The 14,841-nt window shown below is 62.3% G+C and carries 15 protein-coding genes, 1 tRNA gene and 2 pseudogenes; 8 read left to right on the forward strand and 10 right to left on the reverse strand.

Annotated features, from left to right (window positions below):
• Positions 1 to 71 precede the first annotated feature (71 nt).
• Positions 72 to 212: pseudogene (locus AC15MQ_RS18425) on the reverse strand (amidohydrolase family protein); the annotation flags it as partial.
• A 251-nt stretch (positions 213 to 463) separates the two neighbouring features.
• On the opposite strand from AC15MQ_RS18425, the gene AC15MQ_RS18430 reads away from it, so the two are divergent.
• Positions 464 to 1,321 (forward strand): lactonase family protein, encoded by an 858-nt coding sequence (locus AC15MQ_RS18430; RefSeq protein WP_483080925.1) that lies wholly within the window; start codon positions 464 to 466, stop codon positions 1,319 to 1,321.
• A 245-nt stretch (positions 1,322 to 1,566) separates the two neighbouring features.
• Here AC15MQ_RS18430 and AC15MQ_RS18435 read toward each other — a convergent pair whose 3' ends face one another.
• Together AC15MQ_RS18435 and AC15MQ_RS18440 are read right to left on the reverse strand one after the other, a co-directional pair.
• Complete coding sequence (locus AC15MQ_RS18435) at positions 1,567 to 2,205, reverse strand: alpha/beta hydrolase (RefSeq protein ID WP_483080926.1); 639 nt, start codon at positions 2,203 to 2,205, stop codon at positions 1,567 to 1,569.
• 67 nt (positions 2,206 to 2,272) lie between these two features.
• Positions 2,273 to 2,581 (reverse strand): (2Fe-2S) ferredoxin domain-containing protein, encoded by a 309-nt coding sequence (locus AC15MQ_RS18440; protein WP_287665082.1) that lies wholly within the window; start codon positions 2,579 to 2,581, stop codon positions 2,273 to 2,275.
• A gap of 163 nt (positions 2,582 to 2,744) precedes the next feature.
• Here AC15MQ_RS18440 and AC15MQ_RS18445 point away from each other — a divergent pair, with 163 nt between their 5' ends.
• Complete coding sequence (locus AC15MQ_RS18445; protein ID WP_483080927.1) at positions 2,745 to 3,827, forward strand: DnaJ C-terminal domain-containing protein; 1,083 nt, start codon at positions 2,745 to 2,747, stop codon at positions 3,825 to 3,827.
• On the opposite strand, the gene AC15MQ_RS18450 is transcribed toward AC15MQ_RS18445, so the two are convergent.
• The 5 genes from AC15MQ_RS18450 to rplU all read right to left on the reverse strand — a co-directional run bounded on the left by AC15MQ_RS18450 (position 3,828) and on the right by rplU (position 7,894).
• Positions 3,828 to 4,895 carry a VanZ family protein gene (locus tag AC15MQ_RS18450; protein WP_287665086.1) on the reverse strand — a complete coding sequence of 356 codons (1,068 nt, stop codon included), beginning with the start codon at positions 4,893 to 4,895 and terminating at the stop codon, positions 3,828 to 3,830. It abuts the gene before it with no gap.
• A 56-nt stretch (positions 4,896 to 4,951) separates the two neighbouring features.
• The gene (proB, locus tag AC15MQ_RS18455) at positions 4,952 to 6,070 is read right to left on the reverse strand and encodes a glutamate 5-kinase (protein WP_287652948.1); all 1,119 of its coding nucleotides are present in this window, start codon (positions 6,068 to 6,070) and stop codon (positions 4,952 to 4,954) included.
• 2 nt (positions 6,071 to 6,072) lie between these two features.
• Complete coding sequence (gene cgtA / locus AC15MQ_RS18460) at positions 6,073 to 7,170, reverse strand: Obg family GTPase CgtA (protein WP_483080928.1); 1,098 nt, start codon at positions 7,168 to 7,170, stop codon at positions 6,073 to 6,075.
• A 105-nt stretch (positions 7,171 to 7,275) separates the two neighbouring features.
• Positions 7,276 to 7,539: a 50S ribosomal protein L27 gene (gene rpmA, locus AC15MQ_RS18465; RefSeq protein WP_287652946.1), complete on the reverse strand. Its 264-nt coding sequence runs from the start codon at positions 7,537 to 7,539 to the stop codon at positions 7,276 to 7,278.
• Positions 7,540 to 7,558: 19 nt separating this feature from the next.
• Positions 7,559 to 7,894 (reverse strand): 50S ribosomal protein L21, encoded by a 336-nt coding sequence (gene rplU / locus AC15MQ_RS18470; protein WP_287652944.1) that lies wholly within the window; start codon positions 7,892 to 7,894, stop codon positions 7,559 to 7,561.
• A gap of 168 nt (positions 7,895 to 8,062) precedes the next feature.
• On the opposite strand from rplU, the gene AC15MQ_RS18475 reads away from it, so the two are divergent.
• The 6 genes and pseudogenes from AC15MQ_RS18475 to ampD all read left to right on the forward strand — a co-directional run bounded on the left by AC15MQ_RS18475 (position 8,063) and on the right by ampD (position 13,036).
• Positions 8,063 to 9,025, forward strand: coding sequence for a polyprenyl synthetase family protein (locus AC15MQ_RS18475; protein ID WP_434735548.1), 963 nt, complete (start codon positions 8,063 to 8,065; stop codon positions 9,023 to 9,025).
• An 18-nt stretch (positions 9,026 to 9,043) separates the two neighbouring features.
• Positions 9,044 to 9,120 (forward strand) — tRNA-Pro (locus AC15MQ_RS18480).
• Between the two features lie 144 nt (positions 9,121 to 9,264).
• Positions 9,265 to 9,501: a PP0621 family protein gene (locus AC15MQ_RS18485; RefSeq protein ID WP_287652941.1), complete on the forward strand. Its 237-nt coding sequence runs from the start codon at positions 9,265 to 9,267 to the stop codon at positions 9,499 to 9,501.
• A gap of 6 nt (positions 9,502 to 9,507) precedes the next feature.
• On the forward strand, positions 9,508 to 11,097 hold the full coding sequence (locus tag AC15MQ_RS18490; RefSeq protein WP_287652939.1) for a sensor histidine kinase: 1,590 nt from the start codon (positions 9,508 to 9,510) through the stop codon (positions 11,095 to 11,097).
• Positions 11,091 to 12,461, forward strand: a pseudogene (locus AC15MQ_RS18495) (sigma-54-dependent transcriptional regulator). Before AC15MQ_RS18490 ends, AC15MQ_RS18495 begins: the two are co-directional and overlap by 7 nt.
• 11 nt (positions 12,462 to 12,472) lie before the next feature.
• Positions 12,473 to 13,036, forward strand: coding sequence for a 1,6-anhydro-N-acetylmuramyl-L-alanine amidase AmpD (ampD, locus tag AC15MQ_RS18500; RefSeq protein WP_332335656.1), 564 nt, complete (start codon positions 12,473 to 12,475; stop codon positions 13,034 to 13,036).
• Positions 13,037 to 13,078: 42 nt separating this feature from the next.
• Here ampD and AC15MQ_RS18505 read toward each other — a convergent pair whose 3' ends face one another.
• A complete protein-coding gene (locus AC15MQ_RS18505) occupies positions 13,079 to 14,239 on the reverse strand; it encodes a pyridoxal phosphate-dependent aminotransferase (RefSeq protein ID WP_287652934.1) in 1,161 nt (386 codons plus the stop codon).
• 112 nt (positions 14,240 to 14,351) lie between these two features.
• Positions 14,352 to 14,841, reverse strand: a 490-nt coding sequence (locus AC15MQ_RS18510; RefSeq protein ID WP_483080929.1) for a phosphoenolpyruvate carboxykinase domain-containing protein, incomplete at its 5' end; no start/stop codon positions are given.

Here is a 14,841-nt window from a genome sequence, read left to right on the forward strand (position 1 = left end):
CCGCCCTGATTCACCGCCGCAGGCGGCAGGCCGGTGCAATCGTCGGGAGCGCGAAGGTTGCCGGCCAGGCCTCAGGGGCGCAAGGTGTTCTTGAAGACCTTGCCGTCCTTCATGATCAGCACGAAGTTCTTCGCCGGGTCTTCGATCAGCCGGATGTCGGCCAGGGGGTCGCCGTCCACCAGCAGCAGGTCGGCCAGCGCGCCTTCCTCCAACCAAGGGAAGTGCGCTCGAAATGTCGAAAAATTTTACAGCCGTGTAGCGAAAACACCATGAATTTTCATGAATGTCAAGGATATTTATGGAGTTGGAGAAAATGGTATGAATTGTGCTTGGCGCAGCGGACATGCTACAGGTTTGCGAGATTGTCCCGGTTTGGCAGCACAGTTGTTGGCCTTGCGTCAATTCAACGCCTGCTACAGGCACAGAAGCATTTCCATTTTTGCCGCCTCTCAAGGATCAAACCATGAATTTCTCTGCCCGCATCGCATCCATCGCCGCTTTTTCGCTGCTCACTGCCACGTCTGTCGAGGCTGTACCTGCCGGGACGCTGTACGAGGCCTTCCCGACACAGTTGTTCTCGCTCGACCTCGGAGCGCTCACCGAAACCGGGGTCATCAGCGCGCGTGCCACCCATCTGGTGGCCGCAGGCGATCACGTTTTCTGGCAGGACGACATCCGTATCTGGCGCGCCAACAAGGACCTCAGCGGCGTCACCAACATCTGGACCAACCTGCGTGCGCCGGCCGACATCAGCGTCGACCCGACCGGCACCTACCTCTTTGAAGCCTTTCCCACACAGTTATTCACGCTCGACCTGCGCACCCTCACCGAAACCGCTGAGACCAGCGCGCATGCCACGCACCTGACCGCCGCCGGCGGCTACATCTTCTGGCAGGATGACATCCGCGTCTGGCGCGCCAAAAGCGACCTGACCGAAATCACCAACGTCTGGACCAATCTGCGTGCGCCGACCGACATCACCGTCGATCCGACCGGCAGGTATCTTTACGAGGCCTTTGCCACCCAGTTGTTTACGCTCGACCTCGACACCCTCAGCGAAATCGCCGTCACCAGTGCGCATGCCGGCAACCTGACAGCCACCGCCGACCACATCTACTGGCAGGACGACATCCGCATCTGGCGCGCCAGGAACGACCTGACCGACATCACCAACATCTGGACCAATTTGCGCGCGCCGACCAGCATCGCCGTCGGTGTCCCTCCCACGACGACGGCGGTCCCAGAGACGCCTACGCTGCTGCTGCTTGCCGTCGGGCTTCTGGCCTGCGGTCTGCTCCGTCGGGGATCTGAGGGCATCTGAGCTCAGGAGATTCCCCCAACCTACATACCGGGGACCGGCACTCGCTTCCTCCCCCGGCGGGTCCTTCCCTCACTTGACTGTACCGCCGTTCAGGGCGCCTGGGTGCCGGCGAGATAGCCCTCGACGCAGGATCGCCAGATTCGAGGCAGAGAAGAGCGGGTGAAGATGACCGTCCCCAACCACTGGCGTGTCCGAAAAGCCGGGCGCAATGTTCTCTCATGTCGCTTCGACCGCGGCGCGAGCCATCAATGGCGCCACGCATGGCTGACGATCTCGCGGATCACATGAAGCCGCCGGTGGAAGAAGTGATCGGCGCCGGGGACGACCACCACCGGCAAGTCCAGTGGCTTGGCCCATTCGAGGACATTGGCCAGTGGCACGGTGGCGTCTTCGGATCCATGGATGACAATGGTGTCGCGTGGCACGGCCTTGGTATGGTAGCGGCGTGCGCCTTCGACGAAGCCCGAAGCGGTGCCGACCAGCACCAGTCGCTGTGCCGGATGCCCGGCATCGAGCAGCGCTTCGGCCACCCGTGTCAGGACGTAGGCGCCGAAGGAGAAGCCGGCGAGGGCGACCGGCAGATTGCCGTAACGACACTTGGCTTCCGCCAGTACCGCCAGCAGGTCCTCGGTTTCCCCCTGACCATCGGCGTGCTGTCCCTCGCTGCGACCGACGCCGCGGAAATTCGGGCGCAGCGCCACGTAATCGAGATGGGTGAAGGTACGCGCCAGCGTCTGTACCACCTTGTTGGTATTGCCGCCGCCGAACAGCGGATGCGGGTGGGCGATCAAGGCGATGCCGCGCGGCGCGCCAGGATTCTCGACGATCAGGTCGATCTTGCCGACCGGTCCCTCGATCAGCAGTTGTTCTGCTTGCAGTCTCATGGCTTCGGTTTCCTCTTGCTGACTTCGCTCTGCCGGGCAGGGCCGCAGCCGACGGCGCTTTTCCCTGTCAGATGCGCAGCCGTTCGACGACTCGCCCTTGTACCAGGTGCTCCTGGATGATTTCTTCGATGTCCTCCTGGTCGACGTAGCTGTACCACACGCCTTCCGGATAGACCACCAGCACTGGTCCCTGATCGCAGCGATCGAGGCAGCCGGCCTTGTTGATCCGTACCTTGCCGGCACCCTTGAGCCGCAGTTCGCCGATGCGATCCTTGGCGTAGGTCTGCGCTGCGGTTGCGCCGGCGTTGTTGCAGCAGGTTTCACCCTCGCCCCGCTGGTTGCAGCAGAAAAACACATGATGCTTGAAATAGCTCATACGAACCGGCTCCTGTTGATGGGTTGCTTGCAGATGTGGTCGATTTTAACCCTGATTCAACGACGATCGGCTGCGCGCTGCAGTTGCGCTACTGACAGAGATCTGTGGAGCGGAGCGTTGATCACGTAGAATGCCGGGTCGATCGCCTCTGCGGTCTTCTTTCGTGTCCTCGGACACGGTCGGCCTGACCGGCTACCACCACGACGATTCCATGAGCACTTGCGAGGACCCCTTCGCCACCCTTGGCGTACACCGTGAAGCGTCGCTAGACGAAATCAAGCGGGCGTACCGCCGACTGGCCATGTTCTGGCATCCGGATCGCAACCCTGAGGCGGTTGCCGGGACCGAGTTCAAGCGCGTCCATGCGGCTTACGAACTGCTCCTCGATCCGCAACGTCTTGCCGAGTGGCAGCAGGCGCAGGCGACCACGCCATCCACCGCGGGCGGTACGGCTAACGGGAACGCAGCCGATGACCTGACGCAGGTCCTGACACTGTCGCTCGAAGAGGCGGCACAGGGTTGCCGGAAGGATATCGAGCTGGTGCACAGCGTGCACTGCGACACCTGCAGCGGCAGTGGCCGGGTCCAGCACAACCATTCCGTTCCCTGCCGGCGTTGCAACGGCTGTGGTCGCCTGGCGCGCAAGGGTGGAGGCACCAATCGTTGCGAAGGCTGCAATGGGCGAGGCTACCTGCGCGAGACGGTGTGCCCGGATTGCGTCGGTGGCTGGCGCATGGAACCGCGTATCCTGTCGGTCACGGTCCCGCCAGGTCTGCGCGATGGCGAGCGCTTGCGGCTGCCTCGGCAGTCGCCGGCGAAACCGGCCGGCGAGGGCCACTGCGCCGGTGACTTGTACCTCAAAGTCAGCCTCGCCGCACACCCGTTGTTCGTCCTGGACGGGCGCGATCTGCACTGTGAGGTGCCGGTGTGCGTTTTGCGGCTGCTCTGCGGTGGCTGCATCGAAGTGCCGACCTTGAGCGGCACCGCCAGTCTCGATTTGCCCCCGGCTCAGGGAACGCTTGAGCAACGTCTTCCCGGGATGGGTTTTCCCGGCAAGCGGGGACGCGGTGCCGGCGATCTGATCGTGCATCTGCAGGGTATCCAGCCGCAAGAGCTGGGCCCGCAGGACATCGAGTTTCTGGAAGGTTTGCAGGCACGTTTGGCGACGGACCTCGAGCGGCATGCGCCACGACTGGCCGCGTGGGAACGGCAACTGCGCACGCGCCGACGGCAGGAACAGGACTGATTACAGGCGCCGCCCGACTGCCGTCAGATAGGGCAGGGCGACGAAGGGCCAGAGGCTGGCAACCCAGCGGGTGAGGCCGTTGAAGTTCAGGAAGTGTCCCTGTCGCCAGGCGGCCAGGGCAGCTTCCGAATAGGGATTGGCCGGCGTCAGATTGACCAGTGCGGTGCCGGCCAGCAAGGCAAGCCCGGCCAGCGCGACACGCCAGGAAGCCGGCAGCAGCAACATCAGTGAGAGCAAAACGCCGCCGATCAGCAAGCCCAGGCGGGCACCAGGGGTCAACCAGGCAAATGCGTCCTGCGGCGCGACAAGTACGGCTGCGGCCAGCGTTCTGATGGCCAGGGCAAGCACGAAGAAAGCCACCAGGACCAGATGCATGGACGTCCGATCGGCCAGCAAGGTGCGTGCAAAGAGCCCGATGACCAGGGTGTTGCAGGCAATGACGCAGGTTTCGAGCACGAAGAAGGACGGGGCTGCATACGGCACGGCCGGGGTGATGCCGAGCACATTGCGCAGGTCGCCGGTGCCGAAGAGCAGTGTTTCCGGGGACAGTTGGGTCAGCAACCAGGTGCCGAGCAGCACCAGACCCACCTCCGCGTGCGCGATCGGGGCCAGCAAACCCTGCTGCATCTGACCGATGCGCCTGAATATGCGTTTTCCGTTCCACAGCGCGACCACGGCGCCGATCGCTGTGCCCAGAGCATTGCAGGCCAGATCGAGATTCGATGGCACACGTGCCGGCAGCCAGGTTTGCAGGCTTTCCATGCTGAAGCTGAGCAGGCTGCCCAGCAACAGGGCGACGATGGCCGCAGTCCAGCCGCCGCCGGGTATGTGGCGTAGCGCCAGCGTCAGCAGAAAGCCCAGCGGCAGATAGGCGAGGACGTTGATCGAGAGGTCGAAACCCGTCCAGTAGCGAGGCCAGCCGGCGTCCAGAAAAGCCAGCGGCGAGACGCCGAGGTCGCGCCAGTTGGCGAGAGGGTAGAGGCTGGCGTAACTGATCAGCACCACGTAGGCCAGTGCCAGATACAGCGGCAGCCGTGTGGTCCTGGGCAGCGATCCCCCGGCGGGCATCTCTTCAGGTGGCGGAACGGGTGACCGCGGCGCTTGCTCCATCAGCTGCGTGTTTGCTAGGTCAGGATCAGGTTGTCACGATGGATGATTTCCGGCTCGTCCATGTAGCCCAGGATGTCTTCAATGTCCTGGCTGGCATGGCGGGCGATTCGCCGCGCATCGCTGCTGCCGTAGTTGGCCAGGCCGCGCGCAATCTCGTGGCCTTCACGGGCGACGCAGGCGACAGCCGCGCCGCGTTCAAAGACGCCGTGCACGGCCAGTACGCCGATGGGCAGCAGGCTTTTTCCTTCCCTCAATGCCTGGATGGCGCCACTATCGAGAATCAGTTGACCATTGAGCTGCAGGTGATCGGCGAGCCATTGCTTGCGCGCCGTCAACGCCTGCGTTTCAGAGATCAGCAGCGTGCCAAGGGGTTCCCCGTTGGCCAGGCGGATGATCACATCGGCGGCGCGGCCGCTGGCGATGACCGTGTGGGCGCCGCTGCGGGCTGCGCGCTTGGCGGCGATCACCTTGGTGATCATGCCGCCTTTGCCGAATGGCGTACCGACACCACCAGCCATGGCCTCAAGAGCGGGAAGGCCGGCGCGTGCCTCGCCGATCAGGGTGGCTGCCGCGTCGGTGCGGGGATCCGCGGTGAACAGGCCCTGTTGATCGGTGAGGATGATCAGGCAATCGGCTTCAACGAGGTTGGCGACCAGCGCTCCGAGGGTGTCGTTGTCGCCAAACTTGATTTCATCGGTGACGACCGTGTCGTTCTCGTTGATGATCGGCACGACGCCGAACTGGAGGAGCGTGCTCAGCGTCGAGCGTGCATTGAGGTAGCGCTTGCGGTCGGCAAGGTCGTCATGGGTCAGCAGAATCTGCGCCGTATGCAGCCCGTAACGCGCAAAGGCACTCTCATAGACCTGCGCCAGGCCCATCTGGCCGACCGCCGCGGCCGCCTGCAGTTCATGTACGGCGTGTGGCCGTTTTCGCCATCCGAGACGTTGCAGACCGCAGGCGATCGCCCCCGATGACACGAGAATGACCTGCCTGCCGCTGGCGTGCAAGGTGGCGATCTGTCGTGCCCACTCGCTGATCGCTCCGAGATCCAGGCCTTCACCGTTGTTGGTGACCAGGGCGGAGCCCACCTTGATGACCAGCCGGCGAGCAGAAGCGATACGGGTGATGGTCATGTTCAGGGGCGCGGTTGGGCGTTGAACGACTCGTCCGAAAAGCACTCCGGGCCGGCAATCGTCGGCGCGACCGCCGCCGTCGGCAACATGTCGAGGGCTTGCTGAAGCTTGTTCGTCAACTCGCGGCAACCCTGACCACTGATCGCGCTGATGCGAAAGCACGGCGTTTCCCCGATGCTCGCATTACAGGCCTGCAAGAACTCCGCAATGCGCTGTTCGCGCTCATCCTCGGGAATGAGATCCAGCTTGTTGAGGACCAGCCAGCGCGGCTTGCTGGCGAGTGCCGGATCGTATTTTTCCAGTTCATGAACGACCGTCATCACATCGCGGACGGGGTCGGCATCCGGATCGAGCGGGACAAGGTCGACGATATGCAGCAGCAAACGCGTGCGTGCGAGGTGTTTGAGGAAACGGATTCCCAGGCCGGCCCCTTCGGCGGCTCCGTCGATCAGTCCCGGTATGTCGGCGATGACGAAGCTCCTGTCCTGATCCACACGCACGACTCCCAGGTGGGGTTCGAGAGTCGTGAACGGATAATCGGCGACCTTTGGGCGGGCAGCCGACACGGCACGCAGCAAAGTACTTTTGCCGGCGTTGGGCAGGCCAAGCAGCCCGACATCGGCAAGCAGGCGCAGTTCCAGTCGCAAATCGCGTTGCTCGCCGGGTTCACCGCGGGTGAATTGTCGCGGCGTGCGATTCACACTCGACTTGAAATGGACATTGCCGAGGCCGCCGCGGCCACCTCTGGCCAGCAGCACCTTCTTTCCGTCGGCGTCGAGGTCGGCAAGCACTTCGTTGCTGTTGACATCGGCGATAAGCGTGCCGACTGGCACGCGCAGCGTCAGATCCTTCCCGCGCTTGCCGTAGCAGTCGCTTGAACCACCATTTTCCCCGCGCTTGGCGCGAAACCTGCGCACGTAGCGATACTCGATCAGGGTGTTGACGTTGCGGTCGGCGACGACGTGCACGTTGCCGCCGTGGCCGCCGTCACCGCCGTCGGGGCCACCTTCAGGCTCGTATTTCTCGCGCCGGAACGAGGCGATGCCGTTGCCTCCGTCCCCGGCGGCAACCACAATCTTAGCCTCGTCGATAAATTTCATGAGCGGATTTCTTCCATGGTGCCAGGTTGGAAAACAAAAAGCCCTACCGACAAGGATAGGGCTTCGTGCAGCGCGGGCTGGCCTTGGCAGCCGGCGGGCCGGCGTTCAGACGGCAACCGGGATGATGCTCACCGTGCGACGGCTCAAAGCGCCCTTGATGGCAAACTGCACATGGCCATCGACCAGTGCGAACAGCGTGTGGTCCTTGCCGATGCCCATGTTTTCGCCAGGGTGGTACGCTGTGCCGCGTTGGCGAACAATGATGTTGCCGGCGCGAACCAGTTGGCCACCGTAACGCTTGACGCCCAGGCGCTTTGCTTCAGAGTCGCGGCCGTTGCGTACGCTGCCGCCTGCTTTCTTGTGTGCCATGAGTCAGACTCCTCTCGTATCAGGCTGAAGGGAGGGATGCCACGCCGTCCGCAATGAGGTCGACGCGGATTTCGGTGTAGTTCTGGCGATGCCCTTGATGTTTCTGCGAGTGCTTGCGGCGACGCATCTTGAAAATCCGGATCTTGTCGTGACGACCTTGTGACAGCACAGTGGCCTTGACCGTGGCGCCGACGACGACCGGGGTCCCGACCTTCACGGATTCGCCCTCGCCAAGCATGAGCACCTGGTCAAGCGTGATTTCTGTGCCAACTTCTGCCGGTATCTGTTCTATTTTCAATTTTTCGCCGCTGACAACTCGATACTGCTTGCCCCCGGTTTTTATGACCGCATACATGTTGGACTCCAAATAACTGAACGATGTGAAGCGAAGAACCGCGCATTATACGTATTTTTCCTCCCCAGTCAAAGGGTTTGCGATGTGCTCATGAATCCGTCGCTTGACGCAACGCAGGTCGGCGCCTAAGATCCCCAAGTTTTTGTGCCAGGGTGCCGTGTGGTGATAATGGAGCAGTTCTACAACCTGATCAGGTTAGATATGCTGGCCGTTGACGCGGTGATTCGCCAGCGCCTGCATTCCGACGTGGTGCTGGTCCGGCAGGTCGCCGAGTACATCGTTCAGAGTGGCGGCAAGAGACTGCGTCCGGCTCTGGTACTGCTTTCCGCGGGTGCTCTGGATTACCGCGGCAAGCATCACCACGAACTGGCGGCCGTGATCGAGTTCATTCATACGGCCACCCTTCTTCATGACGATGTCGTCGACGCTTCGGATCTGCGGCGTGGCCGCGAAACCGCCAACGCCATGTTCGGTAACTCGGCCAGTGTTCTGGTTGGCGACTTCCTGTATTCGCGTGCTTTCCAGATGATGGTTTCGGTTAATGACATGCGCATCATGCGGGTGCTGTCGGACGCAACAAACGTCATCGCCGAAGGCGAAGTGCTGCAGCTGATGAACTGCCACGACGCGGGTGTCGATGAGGCGGGTTATCTGCAGGTCATCCGGTACAAGACGGCCAAGCTGTTCGAAGCGGCCGCGCAACTCGGGGCGATCATCGGTGGCGGCGGCGAGTCCGTGGTGCAGACGATGGCCACCTATGGCATGCACCTGGGAACGGCATTTCAGCTGATCGACGATGTGCTCGACTACTCGGGCGCCGAGTTGGAGACCGGCAAGCATCTGGGCGACGATCTGGCCGAAGGCAAGCCGACGCTGCCGCTGATCTTTGTGCTCCAGAACGGGAACACCGAGCAGGCCGCTTGCGTGCGGCGCGCGATCGAGGCTGGCGGCAGGGAGGACTTGCCGGAGGTCCTGGCAGCAATTCGTGCCACCGGGGCACTGGAATACGCGAGGCAGAAGGCCAGGATCGAAGCTGAGAGGGCTGCCGCCGCGCTGGATGAGGTCCCCGCTTCTCAATACAAGGATTCCTTGTTAGAATTATGCCTCTTCGCGGTCGCTAGGAATTGTTAGCGCTGTCGTTGCATCGGTCGGGGCGTAGCTCAGCCTGGTAGAGTACTGCGTTCGGGACGCAGGAGTCGGAGGTTCGAATCCTCTCGCCCCGACCAACCGTTGCACGACGTCTTCACCGCCTCGCTTCTTGCGCAGACCTCTGCGCCTCGCGTTGCTGGCTGTGGCCTCGATCCTTTGGCGGCCAACGTCGTCAGCGACGCATCCCCTATGCTTGAGCGTTCTGCAGGACATCTCTGGCAATGACGAAATACCTACTCCTGATCGGACTGGTCTGGGCGCTGTGGTGGATCTGGTGCAAGTCGCTGGCTGCGCGCAATGGCAGCGAACACCGCCCGACCGTACAGCGCGAGGAAGAGCGCATGGTGGCTTGCGCACTTTGTGGTGTCAATCAGCCGGTCAGCGAGAGCATTCTGGCCAATGATCGCTACTACTGCAGTGCTGCCCACCTGCGCGAAGCCCAGTCCGGCGACGTCTGAGCGACGATGTTGAGCACGTTGGACGCAGGCGAGCAGCAGTTCTCCGAAGCACACTGGAAGTCGCTCCGCTACTTCAATTTCTACCGTCTTGCGGTCGCCACGCTGCTCTTCATTGCTGTTCTGTATTATCCGTCGGCACTGCCGTTGCTCAGTCCCGACCAGGGACCGCGGCATCTGGCGCTGGCCGGCGTCTATTTGCTGAGCACCGGGCTGGCCCTGATCCTGGCGTATCGCCACCGCCGGCACGCAAGCATGCAGTTGAGCGCCAGTGTGCTTGTCGATGTGGTGGTCATGACGCTTTTGATCCACGTTGGCGGTGGCCTGGGCAGCGGACTTGGCTCGATGCTACTGGTGACGCTGGCCGGCGCCGGCCTGGTCGGACAGGGGCGTCTGGTGCTGCTCTATGCCGCTGTAGCCACCCTCGCGATCCTGCTTGAACACTCGTACCGCGCCTTGCAGAGCGACTTTGACGCTGCCGGGTTCTTTCACGCCGGGATCTTCAGTGCCGGGTTCTTTGCGGTAGCCGTGTCAGCCCGGCTGTTGGCTCGTCGGGTGATTGCCAACGAGGCATTGGCGCGTCAGCGTGGCGTTGACCTCAACAACCAGACGGTGATCAACCAGCGCGTCATCGAGGAGATGCAGGATGGTGTCCTCGTGCTCAGCAGCGACGCCACGGTCAGGCAAAGCAACCCCCGCGCCAGGCATCTGTTGGGATTACACGGCGGCAGCGAGGTTCTTCTGAGTGCTTGCTCGCCCGAACTGGCTGCGGGTTTCGCCACCTGGTGCGCCGACGCCAGCGTGGATGCGGTGCTGGTGCGGGTGCCGACGAATGGCATGCAACTGCGAGCGCGGTTTATTCGCACCGAGAGCACCGAAAGCGACGTCCTGGTCTTTCTGGAGGACATGAGTCGCCTGCAGGAGCAGGCTCAGCAGATGAAGCTGGCCGCACTGGGGCGTCTGACGGCCAATATCGCACACGAAATTCGCAATCCGCTGTCGGCGATCAGCCATGCCGGCGAGTTGATGCGCGAAGAGCGGCGCGGCCAGTTGCATGAGCGCCTGCTGCGCATCGTGCTGGACAATGCCCAACGCCTGGAGCGCATTGTCAGTGACGTCCTGGAACTGGGGCGTCGCGATCGCAGTTATCGCGAACTGATTGATCTGCGCGAGGCATTGCCATTGTTCCTTGAAGAATACCAGGTCAAGGAGCAGGTGCGGCCGGAGGTGATCCACCTCGACTTGTCTGGCTCTGCTATCCTGTGTTTTGATCGTTCGCATTTTCATCAGGTGCTGTGGAATCTTCTGGGCAACGCCCTGCGGCATTCGCAGCATGCGGTCGGCAGCGTGCGACTGCTGGTTTGCGATGCCAAGGCGGATGGCCAGGTCGAACTGCACGTGATCGACGATGGCGAGGGTGTGGGCGACGCCTGGCGGGAACAGATCTTCGAGCCATTCTTCACCACCCATCACCGCGGCACAGGCCTGGGCCTTTATATTGCGCGTGAATTGTGTGACGCGAATGGTGCGCAACTCGACCTGCAGGGCGCAGGACCGGGTGCGGATTTTCGTCTTCTGGGGGGATCGCTCGGGTGTTAGCAGGGAAAGCAGAACGCCGCCCGCGGGGTGAGTTGGCTAGAGTGCTGGTGGTCGACGACGAGGCGGATATACGCGAACTCCTCGATTTGACCGTAGCTCGGATGGGGCTTTCAGCGGACTGTGCGGCGAGCGTCGCGGAGGCTCGGCACCTGCTGGAATAACAGCGCTACCAGCTGTGCATTACCGACATGCGTTTGCCTGATGGCGACGGTCTGGAGATTGTACGGCTGATCACCGAGCGCTATGGCGAAACGCCGGTGGCGGTGATTACCGCTTTCGGCAGTGCCCAGAACGCGGTTGCTGCGCTGAAGGCAGGTGCGTTTGACTATCTGGCGAAGCCGGTAGCGCTCGAGCAGTTGCGCAGCCTGATCAAGTCGGCGCTGAGCCTGCCGCGGCGGAATGGGGGCGCCGATGGCGGGCAGGTGGGCGGAGCAGCGGCGCAGTTGATCGGCGAGTCGGCGGCGATTGGGCATGTCCGCGAAATGATCGACAAACTGGCCCGCAGCCAGGCGCCAGTGTATATCTCGGGTGAATCGGGGACTGGCAAGGAGTTGGCGGCGCGGCTGATTCACGATCACAGCGCCCGTCGGGCGGCCCCATTCGTCCCGGTAAACTGTGGTGCGATCCCGGAAAACCTCATGGAGAGCGAATTTTTCGGTTATCGCAAGGGGGCTTTCACGGGTGCGGATCGCGACCGCGAAGGCTTCTTTCAGGCGGCAACCGGCGGCACGCTTTTTCTCGACGAGGTCGCCGACCTGCCGCTGGTGATGCAGGTCAAGCTGCTGCGGGCGATTCAGGAAAAAAAGGTTCGCAAGGTCGGTCACACCGCAGAAGAGGCGGTCGACGTGCGCATCATCTCGGCAACTCACCGGATGCTCAAGGAGTGCGTGGATAGCGGGACGTTTCGCCAGGATCTCTATTACCGGCTCAATGTCATCGAACTCAGAATGCCACCATTACGAGAGCGCGACGAGGATGTGGCGCCTTTGGTCGAGGCGCTGCTGGTACGTATCTGCGGACCCCAGCCCCCGCGCCTGGATCCACAAGCGATGACGGTGCTGAAGGCCTACAGTTTTCCCGGTAATGTCCGCGAACTCGAAAACATTCTCGAGCGGGCGACTGCGCTGTGCAATCACGATCGGATCGTTCTCGACGATCTTCAACTGGCGCCGGCAACGGTGGTCAACGACAGCGCCGGCCGTGACGGCGAAACGCTTGATGATTATCTGAATCGTGTCGAGAAACAGGCGATTCTTGATGCTCTGGCCAAGACCGCTTTCAACCGCACCGCAGCCGCGCGGCTGCTCGGCGTGACCTTTCGTTCGTTGCGCTACCGGATCGAGCGCCTGGGTATCGAGGAGTGAACCCTCTGCGCATGGAGGTTGGCCCTTGTCGCGACGGCGGCTGGCTCGAACGCGCGCGGCACATCGAATCGCCCAATTGTGATGCCCGTCCGGACGGTGAACTCGTGTCGCTGGTCGTCGTACACGCGATCAGCCTGCCGCCTGGGCATTTTGGCGGCGATGGCATCGTGCAATTATTTACCAATCGACTCGACCCAACTGCCCACCCATACTTTGCACAGATCAGTGGCTTGAGGGTTTCGGCGCATTTTCTGCTGCGACGCGACGGTGAACTGATCCAGTTTGTTTCCGGCCGGCAGCGCGCGTGGCATGCCGGTCGCTCGTGCTGGCAAGGTCGGGAGCGTTGCAACGATTTTTCGCTGGGCATCGAACTGGAGGGCTGCGACGACTTGCCGTTCGAGGACGCGCAGTACCTTGGCCTGGTGGACCTGGTGAGGCTGTTGTGCGCGCAATACCCGATCGCAGCGGTGGTCGGGCACAGCGACATTGCGCCTGGTCGCAAGACCGACCCTGGGCCCTGTTTCGACTGGCGGCGTCTCGGATCGATCGGGAACCTGCCAGGGAAGCTACGTTGATCGCCAGGACATGCCGATACCGGTGCCGCAGTCGACCGGTGTTCAGCCGAGAAAGCGGCGGATTCTGTCGACCGCTTCGGCCAGTCGTTCGACTCCTGCGGTGTAGGCAAAGCGCAAGTGCTTTTCGGGCGCGTGCGTACCGAAGTCGAGGCCGGGGGTGACCGCGACTCCGGCCGACTCTAGCAGGTCGTGGGCGAAGCTTTCGCTATTGCCGGTCAAGGCGCTGCAATCGGCATAGAGGTAGAAAGCGCCATCAGGCTTGGCCGGCAAGTGGAAACCCAGGCCTTCGAGCGCGGGTGCCAGGAAATCGCGCCGTCGCTGGAACTCCTGGCGCCGCGTCTCGAGGATGGCGATCGTGGCCGGCGTGAAGGCGGCTAGTGCCGCGTGCTGTGCTGGCGTCGACGGTGAAATGAAAAGATTCTGGGCGAGTTTCTCGATGTCGCGGGTGAAGCGTTCGGGGACGACCAGCCAACCCAGCCGCCAGCCGGTCATGTTGAAATACTTGGAAAAACTCTGGACGATGAAGATATCGTCGCCGAACTGGAGCGCAGTTGGCGCTACACGATCGTAGGTCAGACCGTGGTAGATCTCGTCGACGATCAGTTGCCCTTGGCGTTGGCGGATGAAATCGGCAATGGCATCGAGTTGCTCGTTGCTCAGCATCGTGCCGGTCGGGTTGGCCGGAGACGCCAGCAGTGCTCCCGCCGAACGTACGTTCCAGTGCGCTTCGAGGTCTGCCGGGGAAGGCTGAAAGTTGCTTTCCGGGCCCACGGGAATGCCGACCGGGAGGCCTTCAAAGCTGCGTACGAAGTGACGGTTGCACGGATAGCCCGGGTCGGTGAGCAGCCATTCGCTGCCAGGTTCGACCAGACAGGCCAAAGCCAGCAGGAGGGCGCCGGAGGCTCCAGCGGTGACGGCAATGCGTGCGGCGGGGATGCTCAGGCCGTAACGTGTCTGGTAGAAGTCGGCGATGGCGCGGCGCAATTCGGGTAGGCCAAGCGCCGGTGTGTAAAAGACGCGGCCGTTCTCGATGCTGGCTCGGGCGGCGGCGACGATTGGCTCAGGTGTCGGGAAGTCGGGTTCACCGACTTCCATGTGGATGATGTCGCGACCGTCGGCTGCAAGCGCCCTGGCACGAGCCATCAACTCCATAACGTGGAAGGGGGCAATGTCCGCGAGGCGGCTGGCGGGAAAAATGGGCATGATTTGGCGATGACGGACTGGACGAAACCAGCAGTTTAACCACAAGGACTGATGGGGATCAAAAAAAAGGCCGCCTGGGGGCGGCCTCGTGCGGTGCGGCGGGGCGCCGTGCTCAGGAAGCCTGGAAGTCCTTCTCGAACTTGTCGCGGATGTCGGCGAGTTTGGCAGGCAACTTGTCGCCCATCTTACCGAACCAGTCCTTGACGCCTTCAAGTTCGCTCAGCCAGGCTTGCTTGTCGAGGCTGGTGACGCCAGCGAATTCTTCCCTGGAAAATTCAGTACCGGACCAGTCGATGTCCTCGTAGTTGGGCATCCAGCCGAGAATGGTTTCCTTGCCGGCCGCTTTCCCTTCGCAGCGTTCGATGATCCACTTCAGGACACGCGCATTGTCACCGAAGCCCGGCCAGGCAAACCCGCCCTTTTCGTTCGTGCGGAACCAGTTGACCATGAAGATAGGTACTGGCTGATCGGGGACACTACCCATCTTCAACCAGTGGTTATAGTAGTCGGCCATGTGGTAGCCGCAGAAAGGGAGCATGGCGAACGGGTCGCGACGAACGACACCCTGTTGGCCGAAGGCGGCAGCCGTAGTTTCCGAACCG

This window comes from Candidatus Accumulibacter propinquus (assembly GCF_056856495.1).

Excerpts from the sequence above, each read along its gene's own strand:
- AC15MQ_RS18485 (WP_287652941.1), top strand. The coding sequence starts at position 9,265 with ATGACGAAATACCTACTCCTGATCGGACTGGTCTGGGCGCTGTGGTGG.
- AC15MQ_RS18450 (WP_287665086.1), bottom strand. The coding sequence starts at position 4,895 with ATGCCCGCCGGGGGATCGCTGCCCAGGACCACACGGCTGCCGCTGTAT.
- AC15MQ_RS18490 (WP_287652939.1), top strand. The coding sequence starts at position 9,508 with ATGTTGAGCACGTTGGACGCAGGCGAGCAGCAGTTCTCCGAAGCACAC.
- cgtA (WP_483080928.1), bottom strand. The coding sequence starts at position 7,170 with ATGAAATTTATCGACGAGGCTAAGATTGTGGTTGCCGCCGGGGACGGA.
- proB (WP_287652948.1), bottom strand. The coding sequence starts at position 6,070 with ATGACCATCACCCGTATCGCTTCTGCTCGCCGGCTGGTCATCAAGGTG.
- ampD (WP_332335656.1), top strand. The coding sequence starts at position 12,473 with ATGGAGGTTGGCCCTTGTCGCGACGGCGGCTGGCTCGAACGCGCGCGG.
- AC15MQ_RS18505 (WP_287652934.1), bottom strand. The coding sequence starts at position 14,239 with ATGCCCATTTTTCCCGCCAGCCGCCTCGCGGACATTGCCCCCTTCCAC.
- rplU (WP_287652944.1), bottom strand. The coding sequence starts at position 7,894 with ATGTATGCGGTCATAAAAACCGGGGGCAAGCAGTATCGAGTTGTCAGC.
- AC15MQ_RS18435 (WP_483080926.1), bottom strand. The coding sequence starts at position 2,205 with ATGAGACTGCAAGCAGAACAACTGCTGATCGAGGGACCGGTCGGCAAG.
- AC15MQ_RS18430 (WP_483080925.1), top strand. The coding sequence starts at position 464 with ATGAATTTCTCTGCCCGCATCGCATCCATCGCCGCTTTTTCGCTGCTC.
- AC15MQ_RS18440 (WP_287665082.1), bottom strand. The coding sequence starts at position 2,581 with ATGAGCTATTTCAAGCATCATGTGTTTTTCTGCTGCAACCAGCGGGGC.
- rpmA (WP_287652946.1), bottom strand. The coding sequence starts at position 7,539 with ATGGCACACAAGAAAGCAGGCGGCAGCGTACGCAACGGCCGCGACTCT.
- AC15MQ_RS18475 (WP_434735548.1), top strand. The coding sequence starts at position 8,063 with ATGGAGCAGTTCTACAACCTGATCAGGTTAGATATGCTGGCCGTTGAC.